Origin of the sequence: Nocardioides sp. NPDC101246, assembly GCF_044767415.1 — a bacterium.
In the GTDB taxonomy this organism is placed as follows: domain Bacteria; phylum Actinomycetota; class Actinomycetes; order Propionibacteriales; family Nocardioidaceae; genus Nocardioides.
On sequence record NZ_JBIWNX010000004.1, the window covers coordinates 132,416 to 148,641 of the forward strand.

Below are 16,226 nucleotides of genomic sequence, written 5' to 3' on the forward strand. Positions count from 1 at the left end.
AACGCGAGGAGGTCGAGCGAGCGCAGCGGGTGAGCCTGCGAACCCGCGAAGCGGGTCGAGACCTACTCTCCGAGACGCAGTTATGCGGGCTGATAGACGCCGAGCCGGTTTCCGGATGGGTCGGTGAAGATGAACCGACGCCCGCCGGGGTAGTCGTAGGGCGCTTCTGTGATCGTGCCGCCGGCCTTCTCGACGGCCACGACCGCTGCTTCGAGGTCGTTCGTGCGGATCAACGGGAGCGGGGCGACGGGGGTCTCTGAGGCGTACATCCCGCCGTTCTCGTCCTTGCCGTCGGGCCCCGCGATTCCGGCGTACATCCCGCCGTAGTCGTTGAAGGACCAGCCGAAGGCGGACTCGTAGAAGGTGCGCGAGGTGGGGAGGTCGGTGACCGCGAGCTCGAGGTAGTCGATGTGAAGTGCATTCATGCCCATCGACGCTACTCGCGACCACCGACACTCAGGACTCAGCCGAAGGCGATCTCGAAGCCCTTGCCCCGGAAGGAGCCGAGCTTGGTGGCGTCGCGGAGGTAGGCGAGCGGGCCGTCGGGGTCGAAGTTCCAGCTTCCGCGCGCGGGCAGGAGCTTGGCACGGCCCTTCATGGTGAGCCAGGCGGTGTCGGGGTGCTCCTCGATGCCCGGCTGCTCCACGCTGCCCTGCATCGGGAGGCGCGGAGCGATCTGGGTGACATCGTTGAACTTGGCCGTGGCGATCGGGCCGTCGTCGTAGGTCGCCTCCCAGGTGTGGGTCGCCAGCGGCCCCTTGGTCGACGACCCACCGCTGAACTTGGCCAGCCCCTTCGGGATCGCCCACAACGTACGGCCGCCCGCCACGGAGTCGGGGGAGTCCACCCAGATGTCGACGACGCTCACCGCCTTCTTCCCGTTGGACGCGGTGATCACCCGGGCGGAGAGGAGCTCGTGGTAGGTCAGCGGGCTCGGCTCGGTGTAGTCGACCAGGGCGACGGCGTAGATGCCCTTCGGGTGCTGCTCGTCGACGTCGTGAGCGAGCCGGTAGACCGAGAGCCACATCGATCCGTGCATGTTCCAGGGGGCTGGGGGATAGCTGGTCACGTGGGTCTCCCGAATTTCTGTTGTGGTCGTGTCGAAGCGGTCATGCTCGGTTCGACGCGTAGGCGTGTGGCGATCGTCGCCACGATTTACCCAAGGAGACCAGAGATGACCGACCAGGTGAAGGGCCCCGCCGCCTACTTCCCGTCCATCGAGAAGAAGTACGGCCGCCCGATCGCGGAGTGGCAGCAGATCATCCGCGAGTGCGGGATCACCAAGCACATGCAGATCGTGGCCCACCTGAAGAGCGAGTACGCCCTCGGGCACGGTCACGCCAACGCCCTCGTCGCTCACACGCTCGCCGAGGGTCTCTGACCGAAGCGGACTGTGAACGCCGGGTGAGGCGTTCTGGCATGAGGTTGACTACGCCCATGCGCCCAGGCCCTTTGGAGATCACCGACCTGCTCTGGTCGGACTCAGGGGATCCGGTGCTTCGAGACGAGGCGGTCGACCTGCTGCGGTCTCGCGGGCAGAGGAGAGCGGCGCGGATCGTGGCACGGTTGCCCGAGAGAGACGGGGTGCTGGACGTGGCGACGGTGGATGCCCTCGGGCTGAGGATCCACCGCGAGCTGCAGCGGTTGGGGGAGGAGCTGCAGCTGGGGCGGCGGGTGGCGTCGATGGTGAGTACGTTGCTTCCCGCCGGTGACGCACCGGTGCGAGTGGTCGATGTGGGCTGCGGGCTCGGGCATGTCCTGCGGTCGATCGCGGCTCACGGGGATCTGCCAGAGCACGTCGAACTGGTCGGAGTCGACCTCAACCCCGTGCTCGTCTCCGAGGCCTCGCGGCTCGCCACGATCGAGGGCGTAGGCTGCCGGTTCGTCTCCGGCGACGCGTTCGAACCGGGGGTAGCGGTCGCGGACGGTTCCCGCACCGTGGTCGTGTCCAGCGGGCTCATGCACCATCTCGCCCCGGATGAGCTGTCCGGGTTCTTCGCCGCCCAGGCGCAGCTGGAGGTCATTGCGTTCGCCCACTGGGACATCGCGCCGTGCCTGTGGTCGACCACGGGTGCCTGGATCTTCCATCAGGCGCGGATGCGTGAGCCGATCTCCCGCCACGACGGCGTGATGTCCGCACGTCGCGCCCATCCGGCCGAGACGTTGCTGAGGGCAGCGGAGCGAGGCGCGCCCGACTATGCGGTCGAGGTGCGTGAGGGATCGCGCTGGCACCCGAGAGCGCTCGACGTGCTCCGCCCGCTCGTCGGGGTCCGCCGATGAGCCTGGCCGTTCTCGTCCTGCTCGGTGCTCTCGACGCCGTGTTCAGCGGGTTCCGCTCCGCGCAGGGTCGTAGCGGAATGGTCGACCACACCCGCGAGGATCGTGAGGGCATGTTGCGCGGCGCCGGCCTGTTCGTGCTGTTGTCGCTGCCCGCGCTCGCCGCTCTCGCGATCGACGTTCTGCGTAGGGGCCGCGGCATCGATGCGTACGACTCGGCTGCCGACATCTTCCTCCTGTTCATCGCCCCGTTCGCAGCGATCGTGCTGCTCGCCCTGGCGACGTACGGACTGCTTCGCTGGGAGCTGAGATACCTCGCCTCCGCGATCATTCTCGGCCCCTGCACGTTCCTGCGCCCGTACGTCGTGAGCGCAGCTGCCGTCGTCGCTGCCGTCCTCGCGGGGGAGCCGGGCGTGGCGGTCACCGCGGCGCTCGCTGTCATCGCGGTGCTCGCGGTGGAGCCGCTCCTCGACGCCCTCCAACACCGCAGGACCTGAGGCTCCTGCTCGTGCTGGCCCCGCCGCCGGCCGAGGATCAGAGGCGAACGCCGTGGGCTGCCAGCTGCTCGCAGAGTGCGGCATGACTGGTGTGGTCGGCCGGCGCGTCGGTGCCCGCCACAGAGGCCTCGGCGTGGGACTCGAACGTCCAGTGGACGGCGGCCATGCCGATGGATCGGGCGGAGGCGACGTTGGTCGCCTTGTCGTCGACGAAGACGATCTCGCGCGGATCGGCGCCGATGCGCGCGGCAGCGCGTCGGAAGAACTCCGGCTCGGGCTTGGCCGCGCCGAGGTCGAAGGAGTAGCAACTCACGTCGAACAGGTCGTCGTAGCCGAGCGTGGTGCGCATGAACGTGCTGCGGTGCGGGGCCTGGTTGGTGCCGAGGTGCACTCCGTAGCCCGCTGCTCGCACCAGGCGTACGACATCGGCCGACTCGGGGTTGACCTCGACCCGGTTCCACACGGCGGAGTAGACGTCCTCGACCGGTGCGGTCGCGTCGTACTCCTCCAACAGGTCAGCGAGGATGGCGAGATAGTCGCCGTCCGCGCCGGCCTGCATCGGAGCCTCCTTCGCCCACGCGGCACGGAGGAACTCCTCGGCGCGGTCCCCGAGGAACGGCTCGGCGGCTGCGTACCAACCTCCGGGGAGGTGTTGGAGGACACCGTCGGCGTCGAAGAGGACGTGGCGTACTGCTGTTGTTTCCATGCTGCGGGCAGCGTGACATATCCGCACGAATGCGCACCGCAGGTTCCGGTGGAGATGAAAGAAACCGCTGGTCACCCAGCGGTTTCATGTGTGCCCCCGGCAGGAATCGAACCTGCGGCCTACGGTACCGGAAACCGGCGCTCTATCCCCTGAGCTACGGAGGCGGTGCACCGCCTGAGCAGTGCAGTGGGAACCCTACAGGCTGGGACGGATAACGGTGAAACCGACTGGCGCTTATACGCTGGACCCTGTGACTCCTGAGCAGCTTTCCACCGCGGTCGTCGATGTCCTCACCGCGCTCGTCGAGGAGGGTGCGATCACCCTTCCCGACGGCGTTCCGAGCACTGTCACGGTGGAGCGACCCCGGCAGAAGGGCCACGGCGACTACGCCACCAACGTCGCTCTGCAGCTGGCCAAGAAGGCGGGGATGAACCCGCGCGCGCTGGGGGAGCAGGTCGCCGAGAAGCTGAAGGCGACCGACGGGATCGCGGACGTCGAGATCGCCGGCCCGGGCTTCCTGAACATCTCCGTCGAGGCCGGTGCCCAGGGCAAGCTGGCGGGCGAGATCGTCGCCGCCGGGGCTGCGTACGGCAGCAACGAGGCCTTCGCCGGCCACAACATCAACCTGGAGTTCGTCTCGGCGAACCCGACCGGCCCGCTGCACCTCGGTGGTGTCCGCTGGGCCGCGGTCGGGGACGCGCTCGGCCGTGTCCTGGAGGCGTCCGGCGCCGAGGTCACCCGGGAGTACTACTTCAACGACCACGGCGGCCAGATCGACCGCTTCGCGCGGAGCCTGCTCGCCTGGGCCCAGGGCCAGCCGGTCCCGGAGGACGGCTACGGCGGTGCGTACATCGAGGAGATCGCCAAGCAGGTCCTCGCCAAGGAGCCGAACGCGCTCGAGAGCGACGACCCGCAGGAGGTCTTCCGCTCGATCGGCGTGGAGCTGATGTTCGCCGAGATCAAGCAGAGCCTGCACGACTTCAACGTCGACTTCGACGTCTACTTCCACGAGGACAACCTCCACAAGTCCGGGGCCGTGGAGCGCGCCATCGAGAAGCTCCGCGAGCTCGGCAACGTCTACGAGAAGGACGGCGCGATCTGGCTGGCGACCGAGAAGTTCGGTGACGACAAGGACCGTGTCGTCATCAAGGCCGACGGCAACGGGGCCTACTTCTCCGGCGACCTGGCCTACTACCTCGACAAGCGCGAGCGCGGCTTCGACCGGTGCTTCATCATGCTGGGCGCCGACCACCACGGCTACGTCGGCCGGATGATGGCGATGTGCGCCGCCTTCGGCGACACGCCCCACGAGAACCTCGAGATCCTGATCGGTCAGATGGTCAACCTCCTGCGGGACGGCCAGCCGATGCGGATGTCGAAGCGTGCCGGCACGGTGGTCACCATCGACGACATCGTCGAGGCGATCGGGGTGGACGCGGCCCGCTACGCGCTGGCCCGCTACTCCAGCGACTCCAACATCGACATCGACCTCGACCTGTGGGCCAAGGCCGACAGCGCCAACCCGGTCTACTACGTGCAGTACGTCCACGCGCGCACCTGCCGGATGATGGCCAACGCCGCCGACCTCGGCATGGCGATCGACCTCGACACCTTCGACCCGTCGCTGCTCGTCCACGAGCGCGAGGGCGAGCTGCTGCGGGCGCTGGCCGAGCTGCCGCGGGTGGTCGCGACCGCCGCCGAGCTGCGCGAGCCGCACCGCGTCGCCCGCTACCTGGAGGACACCGCCGGGATCTTCCACCGCTGGTACGACGATGACGACTGCCGGATGCTGCCCAAGGGCGACGAGCCGGTGGCGCCGGTCAACCTAGCCCGCCTGGCGCTCGTCTCCGCCGCCCGCACCGTCTTCGCCAACGGCCTCGGCCTGCTCGGCGTCTCCGCCCCGGAGCGGATGTGAGCGGCCACGCCTCGCCGGGCTCGTTCACCGGCACGTCCCCGGTCTGGCTGAAGACCCCCGACGACGTCAACGCCCTCGTTCCCGCGCTGTGGTCGGCGACTGCCGAGAAGGACGCGAGCGGCGTCCTCACCGTCGGTGGCGTCGCGGTGCCCGACCTGGTCGCGAACATCAACACACCTGCGTACGTCCTGGACGAGGCCGACTTCCGCGAGCGCGCCCGCGCGTTCCGTGACGCCTTCACCGGCTACGACGTCTACTACGCCGGCAAGGCGTTCCTGTGCACCGAGGTCGCACGCTGGGTGGCGCAGGAGGGGCTCTGCCTCGACGTCTGCTCCAACGGCGAGCTCTCGGTCGCGTTGCGCGCCGAGGTGGACCCGGCCAGGATCGGCTACCACGGCAACAACAAGACCCCGATGGAGCTGCGCCGGGCGATCGTCGCGGGCGTCGGACGGATCATCGTGGACTCCTTCCAAGAGGTCGAGCGGGTCGCCGAGATCGCCGCCGAGACCGGTATCACTGCCCGGGTGATGGTGCGGGTGACCGCCGGCGTCGAGGCCCACACCCACGAGTACATCGCCACTGCCCACGAGGACCAGAAGTTCGGCTTCTCGATCTCCTCGGGCGACGCCTTCGAGGCCGTACGCCGGCTGCTGGACGCGCCGAACGTCGAGATGCGCGGGCTGCACTCCCACATCGGGTCCCAGATCTTCGACTCCTCCGGGTTCGAGGTCGCCGCACGACGGGTGCTGGCGCTGCAGGCCCGGATCCGCGACGAGCTCGGCACCGAGCTGCCCGAGATGGACCTCGGCGGCGGCTTCGGCATCGCCTACACCACCCAGGACGACCCCTCGACGCCCAAGGCCCTGGCCGAGGAGCTCACCGCGATCGTCGAGCACGAGTGCCGTGGCTTCGGTCTCGCCGTGCCGCACCTCTCGATCGAGCCGGGCCGCGCGATCGTCGGGCCCTCGATGTGCACCGTCTACACGGTCGGCACGGTCAAGGAGGTCGCCCTCGACGGCGGCGTCACCCGCACCTACGTGAGCGTCGACGGAGGGATGAGCGACAACATCCGCACCGCTCTCTACGACGCCGACTACTCCGCGACCCTCGCCGGCCGGTCTTCGTCCGCCGGGCCCGTGCTCGGCCGGGTCGTCGGCAAGCACTGCGAGGCCGGGGACATCGTGGTCAAGCACGAGTTCCTGCCCGCTGACATCGCCCCCGGCGACCTGATCGCGGTCCCCGGCACCGGTGCCTACGGCCGCTCGATGGCCTCCAACTACAACCACGCCCTGCGGCCGCCGGTCGTCGCTGTCCGCGACGGGGAGTCACGTGTCATCGTCCGCCGCGAGACCGAGGACGACCTCTTCGCAACCGACCTGGGCTAGGTCGAGACGTCACGCGCGTCGGCCGAGTTGGCACGTCGATGCCCATTCGGCCGACCGGAGTGACGCTTCGACCGACCGCAGCGACGTTTCGGCCGACGGGGGTGACGTCTCAGCTGGACCGAAGTGCGCGGAGGACCGCGCGACCGCGCGGCGAGAGGCGGTAGCCGACGGGGAGGGACTCGGTGAGACCGAGCTCCTTGAGCCGGCGGATGTCGGCCTTGAACGGCTTCTTCTCCCTTCCGATCGAGGCCGCGATCGTCTCGGCGAGCTCGCCGGGGCGGGCCTCGATGAGCTCCAGGTGCTCGCGCGTCCACGGGCCGCGGCGGCTGCGCCGGTCCATGTCGGCCAGCTTCGCGACCAGCGCGTCGGTCTCCCTCTTCCCCGGGCGCTTCGCGCGCAGGGCGACGCGCTCGTCGTCGCCCCCGTAGCGCATCTCGATGCGGTAGACCTCGCCGTCCTTGCGGGACAGGAAGGCCAGCAGGTCCTCCAGGGTCGTGCCCGCCCGCCGGGCGTCCTCCTCGGTCAGCGTGTCGCAGGACACCGGCGAGACGGAGACGAACTCGACCACGCCCATCCGGGTGCGCTGGCGGCCGCCGGCGACATGCATCGGACGTTTCCAACGGCGGAAGGCGAGGTCGACCTCGCCGGTGCGGATGCGTTCGAGGTCGGCGTTGGGGAACAGCACGCACCCATCAAACCGCGTGGCGTAGGAAATTCGGTTTCGCCTTCCCGAAATCCCGTGGTCGGTGAGCCTACGATGGGGCGCATGCCGAGGGGGGTCTACTCAGAGAGACCGCTCGCGACGCCGTCCCAGGCGCCGCGAGCGTCTGTCGCCCGGCTGACGAAGGAGCGCCGCGACAGCGTGACCCGAGCGGCGCAGACGTTCGGCTGGTCGGTGGTGACCGGCAAGGCCGCCGCGCAGCGGCCGGTGCGGTGGGAGGTGCTCGGGCCGGACGTACGCGCCGAACGCTGTGACCTCGTCATCGACGGCACCTGCGACGGGATCCTCGTCGAGTACTGGCACGGCAAGGCGTCCCCCGGGAAAGGTCCCTGGCGGCCGGCGCGCTGGGTGGTGGTGCGGGTCCCCGCCCACCTGCCGAAGACGGCCGCGATGATCGGCCTCTCGCCGGGCTCGGGCAACGCCGGCACCGGCCGGGTGCCCACGCCGGTCTTCTTCCCGCCGGAGTTCCGTGCCAAGACCAACGTGACCACGCCCGACGGTGCCGTCATCGCCGCCGAGGAGGAGCACGCACGCTCGCTGTCCCGGTTCGCCAGCCACGTCGTCGACGAGCGGCTGTGGGTGGTGGCCCGCGACGACGCGATCACGGTCACCACCGACGTGGAGCCGGATGCGGAGGAGCTGCTCCGTCGCGTACGTCTGGCGCGCGATGTCGCCGTGGTGCTCCGGCCGATCGTGGAGCTCGCCTGAGGCCTGAGCTCATCCAAGGCTCGGGGAAAGCCCTTGACCTCAAGTGAGCTTGAGCATGTTGACTCAAGACATGCGAGCGATCAGACAGCACGAGTTCGGCGGCCCGGGGGTCCTGCGCCTCGAGGAGATGCCCGACCCGACACCAGGCCCGGGCCAGGTACGCATCAGGGTCGAGGCCGCGGGCATCCACCGCCTCGACACCTCGATCCGAGCGGCCGACCTGCCACCCACGATGCCGCGACCGGAGCTCCCGATGACTCCCGGCCGCGAGGTCGCCGGCGTGGTCGACGAGATCGGTGGGGGCGTCGACGAGACCTGGCTGGGCGCGAAGGTCGTCGCGCATCTCGGTCCGGGAAGCAGCGGCGGCTACGCCGAGCTCGCGGTCGCCGAAGAGACGCAGCTCTACCGACGCCCCGACGGGCTCGAGTCGGCCGAGGCCGTGGCCGCGATCGGCACCGGGCGCACCTCGGCCGCGGTGCTCGAAGCCGCCCAGATCACTCCCGACGACGTCGTCGTGGTCACCTCGGCTGCCGGTGGCATGGGCGCGATCCTGCTCCAGGGCATCCGCAACGCGGGCGCTCGCGCGGTCGGCCTCGCGGGCTCCGACGCCAAGCTCGAGATCGCCCGTGGCTTCGGTGCGCAGACGGCGATCGACTACCGCACCGACGGCTGGCTGGAGAGGCTTCGCGCCGAGGAGTCCCGGATCACGGTCCTTCTCGACGGACTCGGGGGTGAGGTACCCAGGCAGGTCTACGCCCACCTCGAGCCGGACGGGCGGATGGTCCGGTTCTCCGGCGACCAGGACGGCTACGAGGGCGCCGCGAAGATCGTCGACATCCTCGGACCCTGGGTCCAGGGCCGGATCAAGGAGTTCGAGCAGGCCTCGCTCGAGGCCGCCGCGGATGGCACCCGCAGGCCGTACGTCGGATCGAGGTTCCCTCTCGCCGAGGCCTCGGCGGCCCATGCGGCCCTCGAGAGCCGTGAGACGACGGGGAAGGTCGTCCTGGTGACGCGGTCGAGCGGGTTGTGAAGCTGAGAGTGACCTATAGGCCACTCTCGGCTTCACAACTCCGCCCAGGTGTCCGCGCCTAGAGCGGAAGTCGGACCCTGGAGCCTGTCCCGGATACCCTTGGGCGCGTGAGCAGCAACAAGACGACCGCGCACGCCGTCGATGCCTTGGGCGTCGCCGTCCTCGGCTGCGGTGTGGTGGGGTCCCAGGTGGTCCGGCTCCTGCTCGAGGGCGACGCGGATCTCGCCGCCAGAGTGGGTGCGCCGCTGGAGATCAGGGGCGTGGCCGTACGCCGCCTCGACGCTCCTCGCGACGTCGAGGTGCCCGCCGAGCTGCTCACCACGGATGCCCATGGCCTGGTCGCCCGCGACGACGTCGACCTCGTGATCGAGGTGATCGGCGGCATCGAACCGGCCCGCGGCCTCATCCTCAAGGCGCTGGAGAGCGGCGCCAGCGTCGTCACCGCCAACAAGGCGCTGCTCGCCGAGGACGGCCCGACGCTCTACGAGACCGCCGAGAAGGCCGGCACCGACCTCTACTACGAGGCCGCGGTCGCCGGCGCGATCCCGATCCTGCGCCCCCTGCGCGACTCGCTCGTCGGCGACCACGTCACCAAGGTGATGGGCATCGTCAACGGCACCACCAACTACATCCTCGACAAGATGGACACCTACGGTGCCGGCTTCGAGGAGGCTCTCGCCGAGGCCCAGGAGCTGGGCTACGCCGAGGCCGACCCGACCGCCGACGTCGAGGGCTTCGACGCCGCGGCCAAGGCCGCCATCCTGGCGAGCCTCGCCTTCCATACCCGGGTGACCGCCAGCGACGTCTACCGCGAGGGCATCACCGAGGTGACCGCCGGCGACGTCGCCTCGGCCAAGGCCATGGGCAGCGTCGTCAAGCTGCTCGCGATCGCCGAGCTCGATGACGACGACGTCTCGGTCCGGGTCCACCCGGTGATGATCCCGCGCACCCACGCGCTGGCGACCGTGCGCGGCGCCTACAACGCCGTCTTCGTCGAGTCCGCCTCGGCCGGCGACCTGATGTTCTACGGCCAGGGCGCCGGCGGCGACCCCACCGCGAGCGCCGTCCTGGGTGACCTGGTCACGATCGCCCGCAACAAGGTCCTCGGCACCCGTGGCTTCGGCGAGTCCGCCTACGCCGCCCGCGCGGTGCGCCCGATGGGCGAGACCGTCACCCGCTACCACGTCAGCCTCGACGTGGCCGACAAGGCCGGCGTGCTCGCCGCCGTCGCGACCGCCTTCTCCGAGCACGGCGTCTCGATCAAGGCCGTACGCCAAGAAGGCAGGGGAGAAGACGCCCAGCTCGTCGTCGTCTCCCACGAGGCCCCCGATGCCGCGCTCGCGGCAACCGTGCAGCACCTGCGCGAGATGGAGTTCGTCCGCGACGTCGCTTCGGTGATGCGCGTAGAAGGAGCAGTCTGATGACCAACGGCCAGTGGCGCGGCGTGATCGAGGAGTACCGCACCCTCCTCGACATCCCCCAGGACACCCCGGCGGTGACGCTCGGCGAGGGCGGCACCCCGCTGGTCCACTCCGAGTGGCTCTCCGGGGCCACCAAGGGTGAGGTGTGGCTGAAGGTCGAGGGCCAGAACCCGACCGGCTCGTTCAAGGACCGTGGCATGACCGCGGCCATCTCCGTCGCCGTCCACGAGGGCGCCAAGGCCGTGGTCTGCGCTTCCACCGGCAACACGAGCGCCTCGATGGCGGCCTACGCCGCCAAGGCCGGGATCACCCCGGTGGTGCTCGTCCCCAACGGCAAGATCAGCGCCGCCAAGATGGCCCAGGCGCTGGTCCACGGCGCCGAGGTGGTCAAGGTACGCGGCAACTTCGACGACTGCCTCAAGCTCTCCCGCGCCCTCGCCGACAGCTACCCGGTCGCGCTGGTCAACTCCGTCAACCCGGTCCGCCTCGAGGGCCAGAAGACGGCGGCCTTCGAGGTCGTCGACCGTCTGGGCGACGCCCCCGACTACCACCTGATGCCGATCGGCAACGCCGGCAACCTGTCGGCCTACTGGCTCGGCTACGAGCAGTACGCCGCGGCCGGCCACGCCACCAAGACGCCGGTCATGCGTGCCTTCCAGGCCGAGGGTGCGGCCCCGCTCGTGCTCGGCCACCCGGTCGAGCACCCGGAGACCAAGGCGACCGCCATCCGCATCGGCAACCCGGCCTCGTGGCAGCTCGCCGAGGCCGCGGCCGCCAAGTCCGGTGGCCGTTTCCGCGCGCTCTCCGACGACCAGATCCTCTCCGCCCAGGCCCAGCTGGCCCGCAACGACGGCGTCTTCGTCGAGCCCGCCTCGGCGGCCGGCGTCGCCGGGCTCCTCGCCGACCTCGAGGCGGGGGAGACCTACGCCGGAGCCACCACGGTCATCACCGTGACCGGTCACGGGCTCAAGGACACCGCGACCGCGCTGGAGTTCTTCGGCGAGCTGCCCGAGACCATCATCGACGCCGACCTCGAGGCCGCGGCGGCCGCAGCCGGGCTCGCCTAGCTCATGACGTTCGTAGTAGGCCCCGTCACCGTCACCGTCCCGGCCACCTCCGCCAACCTCGGTCCCGGCTACGACTCGCTCGGGCTGGCGCTCGACCTGCGTGACGAGCTCACCGGCGAGGTGATCGCCGAAGGCCTGGAGGTCACCGTCGAGGGTGCGGGTGAGGGCACGGTCCCGCTCGACGAGTCGCACCTCGTCGTACGCTCGATGCGGGCGGCCTTCGAGATCATCGGCAAGCAGCCGGCGGGTCTGCGGCTGCACTGTCACAACCGGATCCCGCACGCGCGCGGCCTGGGCTCGTCCTCGGCCGCGATCATCGGCGGCCTCGTGCTCGCTCGTGCCCTGGTCGCCGGGGGAGAGCTGATCCTCGACGACGACACTCTCTTCCAGAAGGCCGCCGAGATCGAGGGTCACCCCGACAACGTCGCGCCTGCCTTCCATGGCGGCTTCACGATCGCGGGTGACGACGACGGCTTCTTCGCCGTCCGCACCGCCGTCGACCCGAGGGTCAGCGTCGTCGTGTTCGTGCCCGCGACCGGCGTCGAGACCAAGGCTGCCCGCGGGCTGCTGCCCGAGACCGTCCCGCACTCCGACGCGGCGGCCGACGCGGGACGTACGGCCCTCCTGGTGGCGGCGCTGAGCGATGCGCCCGAACACCTGCACCGTGCCACCCGCGACTTCCTGCACCAGGAGTACCGACGACCCGCGATGCCGGAGTCGCTCGCCCTGGTCGACGAGCTGCGCGCCGACGGCGTCGCCGCGATCGTCTCCGGCGCCGGGCCCACGGTCCTGGCGTTCAGCAGCGGGGTCGAGTCCGCCGAGACGGCCAAGCTCACCACCCGCTGTCCCGAGGGCTGGGCCTGCCATGCGCTGAGCGTCGACATGGACGGCGTACGCATCCTCTGACCCGCGTTCCGGGCCCCTGCTGTGAGGGGTGCCATGCGTGTTAGCCTGGGAATACATCCGTTGGGCCGTTCAGGCCTGCGGGTGTGCTATCCCCCTTTCGTGCCGTGCCACTTCGTTTGGCGCGCACCGGTGCGTCAGGGGTTCTGACAAACGAGCCGTCGGCGTCGTACGCCGATCGGCGATACGTGGGAAAGGACTCACGTGACTGAAACCATGGAATCCACTGCGCCGGAGCCGAACGCAGCCCCGAAGAAGCGCGGTGGCCTTGGCGGAATGCTCCTCGCCGACCTCAAGGCGATGGCGAACGGAATGGGTATCACCGGGGCGAACTCGATGAAGAAGGCCCAGCTGATCGAAGCGATCAAGGCCGCGCAGAGCAGCCGTGCGCAGTCGGCGCCGGCGGAGCGGGCCGAGAAGCCTGCCGCCGAGAAGCCCGCTGCCGAGAAGCCTGCCGCCGAGAAGCCTGCGGAGAAGACCGCAGACAAGCCGGCCGAGACGGCCGAGAAGCCCGCGGAGAAGTCCGCCGAGGCTGCTGACGCCGGCAACGAGGGCGCCCAGCGCCCGCGTCGCCAGCGCAACCAGAACAAGAGCGGCGGTCAGGGCGGCCAGTCCGGTCAGAGTGGCCAGGGCGGCCAGTCCGGTCAGGGTGGCCAGTCCGGTCAGGGTGGCCAGTCCGGTCAGCCCGCCGGCGGTGGCCAGGGCAAGGGTCCGGCCAAGGCCGGTCAGCCCGCCGCCGAGAAGAAGAACGAGGACGCCCAGAAGGAGCGGGCGGCCGAGTCGGCCGACGACGCGGGCGATGACGACGGCGAGGGTGGCAGCCGCCGCAACCGCCGCCGCCGTGGCCGCGATCGCGACCGCAACCGCCCGGGCCGCGGCGAGCCCGACACGACCGTCCTCGAGGACGACGTGCTCGTGCCCGCGGCAGGCATCCTGGACGTACTCGACAACTACGCCTTCGTCCGCACCTCCGGCTACCTGCCCGGACCCGACGACGTCTACCTCTCCCTGTCGCTGGTCAAGCGTCTCGGCCTGCGCCGTGGCGACGCGATCGTCGGTCAGGTGCGCCAGCCCCGTGAGGGCGAGCGCAAGGAGAAGTACAACCCGATGGTGCGCATCGACTCGGTCAACGGTGCCGACCCCGAGGTCGCCAAGCACCGCGTCGAGTTCGACAAGCTGGCGCCGGTCCACCCCGACCAGCGACTGCGCCTCGAGGGCGGCTCCGACCCGGTCACCGGCCGCGTCATCGACCTGATCTCGCCGATCGGCAAGGGCCAGCGCGGTCTGATCGCCTCGCCGTCGAAGGCGGGCAAGACGACCATCCTGCAGGCGATCGCCGGCGCGATCACGGCCAACAACCCCGAGTGCCACCTGATGGTCGTGCTCGTCGACGAGCGCCCGGAGGAGGTCACCGACTTCGAGCGCAGCGTCAAGGGCGAGGTCATCGCCTCCACCTTCGACCGTCAGCCTGCCGACCACACCGTGGTGGCCGAGCTGGCGATCGAGCGGGCCAAGCGCCTGGTCGAGCTCGGCCACGACGTGGTCGTCCTGCTCGACGGGCTGACCCGCCTGGGCAAGGCGTACAACCTCTCCGTCCCGGCCTCGGGCCGCATCCTCGGTGGCGGCGTCGACTCCGCGGCGCTCTACCCGACCAAGCGGTTCTTCGGCGCGGCTCGCAACGTCGAGGACGGCGGCTCGCTGACCATCCTCGCCACGGCCGCGGTCGAGACCGGTTCGAAGACCGACGAGATCATCTTCGACGCGTTCAAGGACACCGCCAACTCCGAGCTGCGCCTGAGCGAGGAGTACGCGGAGGCCGGGATCTTCCCCGCCGTCGACGTCAGCGCCTCCGGCACACGCCGCGACGACCTGCTCTTCTCCGGTGGCGAGGGCGACGCGGTGCGCAAGCTGCGTGCCTCGCTGGCCACGCTCGACGGTGCCAAGGCCGCCTCGGTACTGGCGGACAAGGTGGCAGGGTCTGCCACCAACATGGTGCTCCTCAACGAGGTCGCCAAGAGCTGAAGGTGATGTGCGCCTGGGGCGGCCGGGAATTATTGGCGGCCCCAGGCGTTCACATACACTGAATCCTCGGTGCCGGTTCACGTCCCGCAACCTGCGGCGGCGACCCGGAGCCCCATGTCTTGAGAGGAACCTCATGAAGACCGACATCCACCCGACGTACGTCGAGACCCAGGTCACCTGCACCTGCGGCAACTCCTTCACCACGCGCAGCACCGTGGCCGAGGGCGCCATCCGCGCCGACGTGTGCTCCAACTGCCACCCGTTCTACACGGGCAAGCAGAAGATCCTCGACACCGGCGGTCGCGTGGCTCGCTTCGAGGCTCGCTTCGGCAAGCGCAACAAGTAGCTGCTTCCCAGCGCCGGCCCCCGCATCTGCGGGTGGCCGGCGCTGGTGTGTTTGGAGGGTTCACCGGCGTACGAAGCGAGGCGGAGATGTCACAGTTTGAAGCGGTCGAAGGACTCATCGAGGAGCACGTCGGGCTCGAGAAACGGCTCGCCGAGCCCGAGACCCATGCCGACGCGCGCCTGGCGAAGAAGCTCAACCAGAGGTACGCCGAGCTGAGCTCGATCATCGACGCCTACCGCTCCTGGCAGCAGCTCGGTGACGACATCGAGGCCGCCCGCGAGCTGGCGGGGGAGGACCCTGCCTTCGCCGAGGAGGCCGAGGCGCTGGTGCCGCAGCGCGAGGAGGCCGAGGAGCGGCTGCGCCGTCTGCTCGTGCCCCGCGACCCGACCGACGACAAGGACGCCATCCTCGAGGTGAAGTCGGGGGAAGGCGGCGAGGAATCGGCGCTGTTCGCCGGCGACCTGCTGCGGATGTACACCCGCTATGCCGAGCGTCAGGGCTGGAAGCTCGAGTTCCTCGACGCCAACGAGTCCGACCTCGGCGGCTACAAGTCGGTCACCGTGGCGGTGAAGGCGAAGGGGACCTCAGAGCCCGGCCGGGCACCCTATGCGCTGCTCAAGTTCGAGGGCGGCGTGCACCGTGTCCAGCGGGTGCCGGTCACCGAGTCGCAGGGCCGCGTGCACACCTCCGCGGCCGGCGTCCTGGTGGTTCCCGAGGCCGAGCCCATCGATGTCGAGATCAACGACAACGACCTCCGCATCGACGTCTACCGCTCCTCGGGCCCCGGCGGCCAGTCGGTCAACACCACCGACTCGGCGGTCCGGATCACCCACGTCCCCACCGGCATCGTGGTCTCCATGCAGAACGAGAAGTCGCAGCTGCAGAACAAGGAGCAGGCCATGCGCGTGCTCCGCTCACGCCTGCTCCAGGCAGCCCAGGACGCCGCCGACGCGGAGGCCTCCGACGCCCGCCGCTCCCAGGTGCGCACCGTCGACCGCTCCGAGCGCATCCGCACCTACAACTTCCCGGAGAACCGCATCTCCGACCACCGCACCGGCTACAAGTCCTACAACCTCGACCAGGTCCTCGATGGCGATCTGGAGCCCGTGATCGGAAGCGCGGTCGACGCCGACCTGGCCGCTCGCCTGGCCTCGCTCGACTCCTGACCCGCTCAACGCCGAAGGGCGCAGTCACCAGGTGACTGCGCCCTTCGGATGTCTCATCGGAG

Annotated in this window: 17 protein-coding genes and 1 tRNA gene; 13 read left to right on the top strand and 5 right to left on the bottom strand. The window is 69.9% G+C overall.

What is annotated here, in order from left to right:
* Positions 1–80: 80 nt before the first annotated feature.
* Both ACIRON_RS08440 and ACIRON_RS08445 read right to left on the bottom strand, forming a co-directional pair.
* Entirely contained in the window at positions 81–425 is a 345-nt protein-coding gene (locus ACIRON_RS08440; protein ID WP_402991514.1) for a VOC family protein, read from the bottom strand.
* A gap of 38 nt (positions 426–463) precedes the next feature.
* Positions 464–1,069 carry an acetoacetate decarboxylase family protein gene (locus ACIRON_RS08445; RefSeq protein WP_402991517.1) on the bottom strand — a complete coding sequence of 202 codons (606 nt, stop codon included), beginning with the start codon at positions 1,067–1,069 and terminating at the stop codon, positions 464–466.
* 105 nt (positions 1,070–1,174) lie between these two features.
* Here ACIRON_RS08445 and ACIRON_RS08450 point away from each other — a divergent pair, with 105 nt between their 5' ends.
* The 3 genes from ACIRON_RS08450 to ACIRON_RS08460 are packed head-to-tail and all read left to right on the top strand — an operon-like array spanning position 1,175 to position 2,774.
* The gene (locus tag ACIRON_RS08450) at positions 1,175–1,381 is read left to right on the top strand and encodes a DUF4287 domain-containing protein (protein WP_378726532.1); all 207 of its coding nucleotides are present in this window, start codon (positions 1,175–1,177) and stop codon (positions 1,379–1,381) included.
* Between the two features lie 56 nt (positions 1,382–1,437).
* Positions 1,438–2,280, top strand: a complete 843-nt coding sequence (locus ACIRON_RS08455; protein WP_402991521.1) for a class I SAM-dependent methyltransferase — start codon at positions 1,438–1,440, stop codon at positions 2,278–2,280.
* A complete protein-coding gene (locus ACIRON_RS08460) occupies positions 2,277–2,774 on the top strand; it encodes a hypothetical protein (RefSeq protein WP_402991524.1) in 498 nt (165 codons plus the stop codon). The genes ACIRON_RS08455 and ACIRON_RS08460 overlap by 4 nt, the downstream gene beginning before the upstream one ends.
* Positions 2,775–2,811: 37 nt before the next feature.
* Here ACIRON_RS08460 and ACIRON_RS08465 read toward each other — a convergent pair whose 3' ends face one another.
* Positions 2,812–3,480 (bottom strand): HAD family hydrolase, encoded by a 669-nt coding sequence (locus ACIRON_RS08465; protein ID WP_402991527.1) that lies wholly within the window; start codon positions 3,478–3,480, stop codon positions 2,812–2,814.
* A 91-nt stretch (positions 3,481–3,571) separates the two neighbouring features.
* A tRNA-Arg gene (locus ACIRON_RS08470) sits at positions 3,572–3,644 on the bottom strand.
* A gap of 86 nt (positions 3,645–3,730) precedes the next feature.
* On the opposite strand from ACIRON_RS08470, the gene argS reads away from it, so the two are divergent.
* Both argS and lysA read left to right on the top strand, forming a co-directional pair.
* Positions 3,731–5,395: an arginine--tRNA ligase gene (gene argS, locus ACIRON_RS08475; protein ID WP_402991529.1), complete on the top strand. Its 1,665-nt coding sequence runs from the start codon at positions 3,731–3,733 to the stop codon at positions 5,393–5,395.
* Entirely contained in the window at positions 5,392–6,780 is a 1,389-nt protein-coding gene (gene lysA, locus ACIRON_RS08480) for a diaminopimelate decarboxylase (RefSeq protein WP_402991532.1), read from the top strand. The genes argS and lysA overlap by 4 nt, the downstream gene beginning before the upstream one ends.
* Positions 6,781–6,889: 109 nt before the next feature.
* On the opposite strand, the gene ACIRON_RS08485 is transcribed toward lysA, so the two are convergent.
* Positions 6,890–7,465, bottom strand: coding sequence for a hypothetical protein (locus tag ACIRON_RS08485; protein WP_402991535.1), 576 nt, complete (start codon positions 7,463–7,465; stop codon positions 6,890–6,892).
* 81 nt (positions 7,466–7,546) lie between these two features.
* On the opposite strand from ACIRON_RS08485, the gene ACIRON_RS08490 reads away from it, so the two are divergent.
* From ACIRON_RS08490 to prfA, 8 genes are all read left to right on the top strand, one after another.
* Positions 7,547–8,209 (top strand): hypothetical protein, encoded by a 663-nt coding sequence (locus ACIRON_RS08490; RefSeq protein WP_402991538.1) that lies wholly within the window; start codon positions 7,547–7,549, stop codon positions 8,207–8,209.
* Positions 8,210–8,279: 70 nt separating this feature from the next.
* Positions 8,280–9,239, top strand: a complete 960-nt coding sequence (locus ACIRON_RS08495) for an alcohol dehydrogenase catalytic domain-containing protein (protein WP_402991541.1) — start codon at positions 8,280–8,282, stop codon at positions 9,237–9,239.
* Between the two features lie 107 nt (positions 9,240–9,346).
* Complete coding sequence (locus ACIRON_RS08500) at positions 9,347–10,660, top strand: homoserine dehydrogenase (RefSeq protein ID WP_402991544.1); 1,314 nt, start codon at positions 9,347–9,349, stop codon at positions 10,658–10,660.
* Positions 10,660–11,727: a threonine synthase gene (thrC, locus tag ACIRON_RS08505; RefSeq protein WP_402991547.1), complete on the top strand. Its 1,068-nt coding sequence runs from the start codon at positions 10,660–10,662 to the stop codon at positions 11,725–11,727. The genes ACIRON_RS08500 and thrC overlap by 1 nt, the downstream gene beginning before the upstream one ends.
* Positions 11,728–11,730: 3 nt before the next feature.
* Complete coding sequence (gene thrB, locus ACIRON_RS08510) at positions 11,731–12,633, top strand: homoserine kinase (protein ID WP_402991550.1); 903 nt, start codon at positions 11,731–11,733, stop codon at positions 12,631–12,633.
* A gap of 213 nt (positions 12,634–12,846) precedes the next feature.
* The gene (gene rho, locus ACIRON_RS08515) at positions 12,847–14,652 is read left to right on the top strand and encodes a transcription termination factor Rho (RefSeq protein ID WP_402991553.1); all 1,806 of its coding nucleotides are present in this window, start codon (positions 12,847–12,849) and stop codon (positions 14,650–14,652) included.
* A 133-nt stretch (positions 14,653–14,785) separates the two neighbouring features.
* Entirely contained in the window at positions 14,786–14,998 is a 213-nt protein-coding gene (gene rpmE / locus ACIRON_RS08520; protein ID WP_350832694.1) for a 50S ribosomal protein L31, read from the top strand.
* 86 nt (positions 14,999–15,084) lie between these two features.
* Positions 15,085–16,164, top strand: a complete 1,080-nt coding sequence (gene prfA, locus ACIRON_RS08525; protein ID WP_402991558.1) for a peptide chain release factor 1 — start codon at positions 15,085–15,087, stop codon at positions 16,162–16,164.
* Positions 16,165–16,226: the final 62 nt, after the last annotated feature.